Below are 3,412 nucleotides of genomic sequence, written 5' to 3'. Positions count from 1 at the left end.
CGGGAACGCGGATTCGGTCGTTGACGCGCAGCTCTGTGGTGATGGATCCTCCTGAGATCGTGTGGGAGGCCAAGAAAAAATGGCCCCCGTACGAAACGGAAGCCACCAGTGGCGTATTCCCGCAGGAATGACGCCGTCGGCCGGTTCGTTCGTGCTCAGGAACCGGCGTAACCCCAAGGTCGAGGACCAAGCAGGTGGGAGGTGGACCTCCACTTCGTCCTCAAGGATATCAGCGCAAGCGTTCTCTTGTGAAATCAGAAGGGTTTGCCTCCGCGAAACACGGGCGACGCGGCGGCGAAAACTGGACGAGTCACTCTGGCACCATGCTGTGGCGCGTACGTACGACACTTGTCGATCGACCCGGGATCCTCGCGGAGATCGCGCTGGCGTGCGGCCGTTCCGGCGTCAACATCCTCGGCATGCAGGTCTTCCCGACCAGCCCGCAGGTCACCGACGAGTTCATCGTCACCGCGCCGGACGGTTGGGGCGACGTGCGGCTCGCCGAGCTGTTCGAGGAGGCCGGTGGCGCGCAGGTGTCGGCGACGCGAGTCACCGACGACTCGCTGATCGACGCCCCGACGCGCTACCTGCGGGGCGTGCACCAGGTCCTGGAGGAGGGGCGTGACGCCGAAGAGGTGCTCCGTGAGCTGCTCGAGACCGAGCCGCCCGATGTCGCCGACTATCGCGGGCACGACGTCCTGGACCTGACGCGCCGCAACGGATCGGTGCTTCGCATCAGCCGGGCGATCCCGTTCACGGCCGTCGAGCGGGCCCGCGCCCAGGCGCTGCTGTCGCTGGTCAGCGACGCCGGGTACGACACCCCGTTGATCTCCCCCACCCCACGCCAGCAGGTGCCGATGGTGCGCGAGGCGACGCTCGCCGACATCGAGGCGGTGGCCGCCCTGCACGGACGGTGCAGCGTGGAGACGCTCTACAACCGCTATCAGGTCCCGCTGCGCATGCCGATGACGACCCGCATGGCGCGGCGGCTCGTGGCGCCCGACGCGGGCGTGGCACTCATCGTGCAGGTCGGGCTCGACGTGGTCGGCCACGGCGTGCTGGAGGCGCTCGACACGGTCTGGACGTTCCAGCTGCTCATCGAGGATGCCTGGCAGGGCCAGGGCCTCGGCACGATGCTGGTCAAGCAGGCGGCGGGCCGGGCCAAGTCGCACGGTGCCGCCCGGCTCACGTTCATCACCGAGGGCTCGAACGACAAGCTGCTGCGCACCGTCGGCAACGCCGGCTTCGTCGCCCGGGTCGAGCGCCACGACGGCAACGTCCACATCACGGTGCCGCTGTCGGCCGTACGGGCTATCGCCGCCGGCTGACCCGGGCCCACCAAGATGTGGGCGGGATCAGCTGATCCAGGCGGGGCCGGCTTCGCTCCGGACCAGGCGATGGCCGGCGGCAAGGTGCTCGACGTCTTCGGTCTCGACCACCGTGAACGTCTCGTTGGCCAGGTCGAGGAGGATCGCCGCCGCGCCCTCGTCGAGGGTCGCCCGGGCGGCGTCGCGGCCCAGGATCGGCACCGGCCGGGCCTTCGGGTCCCACGCCGCCATCGAGGCGACGCTGCTGAACGCCAGCAAGGCCTGCCGCCCGTCGGCCCCGGTCATCAGCACGGCTGCCATGTCGGCGTTCTTGTCGCCCTCGGCCGGGACCTCGCCGAGCAGCGCGATGATCGGCACGAACACCCGGGCGTCGGCCAGCGCGCCGAGCACCGCGAGGTCGTCGCCGAATGCTGCCGCGAGGAGAGGGTCGACAGCCCCGTCGTCGCCGGGGAACTGCGGACTGGCGAGCGAACGGTCGTGGGTCATGACTGAAGCCGGTTCCGCAGATAGGCGACGGCCTCGCGGGCGTACGCGCCGTCGGAGCCCTGGATGCCGAACAGGATGACCCGTTCATCGTCGTTCGTGACGAGGGTCGGCCACGGAGCACCGGTGTTCATCGCGAAGCCCTTGATGTCCGACCACGGGATGCGGTGGCGGCGATAGCCGTTGAGGACCTCGACGCCCTCGTCGTCGGCGCGTACGTAGCTACGCCCGATCCCGTGCAGCAGCACGAGCACCACCAGGATGATGAGCCACAGCGTCACGTCCTCGGCGGGCGTGAAGTAGATCTCGTCGGGCAGCGCGAGGCCGATCACGACCGTGATGACGACCATGATCACCCCCACGCCGTACGCGACGACGCGGGCCCCGCCGGGACGGAACGTCCTCAGATCCGACACGCCAGGATGTCCGTCACGAGAATGCCCCGCGCGCCGATCTCGTAGAGCGCGTCCATGACCTTCTGGGCGGCGTCGCGAGGCACCATCGAGCGCACCGCGACCCACCCTTCGCGATGAAGCGGCGAGACCGTCGGCGACTCGATGCCCGGCGTGAGCTCCACGGCGCGATCGACCTGGTCGACGCGGATGTCGTAGTCCATCATGATGTACGTCCGCGCGACCAGGACGCTGTCGATGCGACGCTTGAAGACCGCGAAGCCGTCGGGCTCCGAGGCGCCCTGACGCGTGATGAGCACGGCCTCTGAGGCGAGGATCGGCTCGCCGAACACCTCGAGGTCGGCCTGCTTCAGCGTGCTTCCGGTCTCGACGACATCGGCGATCGCATCGGCGACGCCGAGGCGCACGGATGATTCGACCGCACCGTCGAGACGTACGACGTCGGCGCTGATGCCCCGCTCGGCGAGGTAGGCCTCGACGATGCCGGGGTATGACGTGGCGATCCGCGAGCCGTCGAGGTCGGCGACGGCCGACATCGCGCCGATCGGTGCGGCGAACCGGAACGTCGAGGCTCCGAAACCGAGCGAGAGGTTCTCGGCGGCGTGTGCCTTGGAGTCGAGCAGCAGGTCACGGCCGGTGATGCCGACGTCGAGCGTGCCCTCCCCCACGTAGATCGCGATGTCGCGGGGGCGGAGGTAGAAGAACTCGACGTCGTTGTCGGGGTCGAGCGTGACGAGGTCCTTGGTGTTGCGGCGCTGGTGGTAGCCGGCCTCGGTCAGCATGTGGGCTGCCGCCTCGGCGAGCGCGCCCTTGTTGGGAACGGCGATCTTGAGCATGGGGTTCTCTTCTCAGGAGTTCTGTGACGGGAGGCGAAGGCACGGACAGGCGCCGAAGAGCCGATCCGTCACAGATGCGCGTAGACGTCGTCGAGCGTGATTCCGCGGGCGATCATCATGACCTGGGCGTGGTAGAGCAGCTGGCTGAGCTCCTCGGCGGCCCGCTCGGCACCTTCGTGCTCCGCCGCCATCCACGACTCGGCCGCCTCCTCGACGAGCTTCTTGCCGATCGCGTGCACGCCGGCATCGAGCTCGGCGACGGTGCGCGAGCCCTCAGGGCGGCTGGCTGCCTTGTCGGACAGCTCGGCGAAGAGTTCATCGAAGGTCTTCATCGCGGAGCAGTCTATCGGCG

Annotated in this window: 5 protein-coding genes; 1 reads left to right on the top strand and 4 read right to left on the bottom strand. The window is 68.8% G+C overall.

What is annotated here, in order from left to right:
- The first annotated feature begins 323 nt into the window (after positions 1 to 323).
- Positions 324 to 1,328, top strand: coding sequence for a GNAT family N-acetyltransferase (locus V6M46_RS08515; protein ID WP_332663755.1), 1,005 nt, complete (start codon positions 324 to 326; stop codon positions 1,326 to 1,328).
- A gap of 27 nt (positions 1,329 to 1,355) precedes the next feature.
- Here the strand turns inward: V6M46_RS08515 and V6M46_RS08510 are convergent, their stop codons facing one another.
- The 4 genes from V6M46_RS08510 to V6M46_RS08495 form a co-directional block, all read right to left on the bottom strand.
- Positions 1,356 to 1,814: an SseB family protein gene (locus V6M46_RS08510; RefSeq protein ID WP_332663753.1), complete on the bottom strand. Its 459-nt coding sequence runs from the start codon at positions 1,812 to 1,814 to the stop codon at positions 1,356 to 1,358.
- On the bottom strand, positions 1,811 to 2,227 hold the full coding sequence (locus tag V6M46_RS08505; RefSeq protein WP_332663751.1) for a PH domain-containing protein: 417 nt from the start codon (positions 2,225 to 2,227) through the stop codon (positions 1,811 to 1,813). The genes V6M46_RS08510 and V6M46_RS08505 overlap by 4 nt, the downstream gene beginning before the upstream one ends.
- Positions 2,215 to 3,060: an ATP phosphoribosyltransferase gene (gene hisG, locus V6M46_RS08500; protein WP_332663749.1), complete on the bottom strand. Its 846-nt coding sequence runs from the start codon at positions 3,058 to 3,060 to the stop codon at positions 2,215 to 2,217. Before hisG ends, V6M46_RS08505 begins: the two co-directional genes overlap by 13 nt.
- Positions 3,061 to 3,128: 68 nt before the next feature.
- Entirely contained in the window at positions 3,129 to 3,392 is a 264-nt protein-coding gene (locus V6M46_RS08495; RefSeq protein WP_332663747.1) for a phosphoribosyl-ATP diphosphatase, read from the bottom strand.
- Between the last annotated feature and the right edge of the window lie 20 nt (positions 3,393 to 3,412).

This window comes from Aeromicrobium sp. (assembly GCF_036676885.1).
Classification (GTDB): domain Bacteria; phylum Actinomycetota; class Actinomycetes; order Propionibacteriales; family Nocardioidaceae; genus Aeromicrobium.
The sequence above is the reverse complement of the archived record's forward strand: the minus strand, read 5'-3'. Positions and strand labels throughout refer to the sequence as shown.

What these genes read in the sequence shown, in the direction of transcription:
- V6M46_RS08515 (WP_332663755.1), top strand. Translation starts at nt 324, where the DNA reads ATGCTGTGGCGCGTACGTACGACACTTGTCGATCGACCCGGGATCCTC.
- V6M46_RS08510 (WP_332663753.1), bottom strand. Translation starts at nt 1,814, where the DNA reads ATGACCCACGACCGTTCGCTCGCCAGTCCGCAGTTCCCCGGCGACGAC.
- hisG (WP_332663749.1), bottom strand. Translation starts at nt 3,060, where the DNA reads ATGCTCAAGATCGCCGTTCCCAACAAGGGCGCGCTCGCCGAGGCGGCA.
- V6M46_RS08495 (WP_332663747.1), bottom strand. Translation starts at nt 3,392, where the DNA reads ATGAAGACCTTCGATGAACTCTTCGCCGAGCTGTCCGACAAGGCAGCC.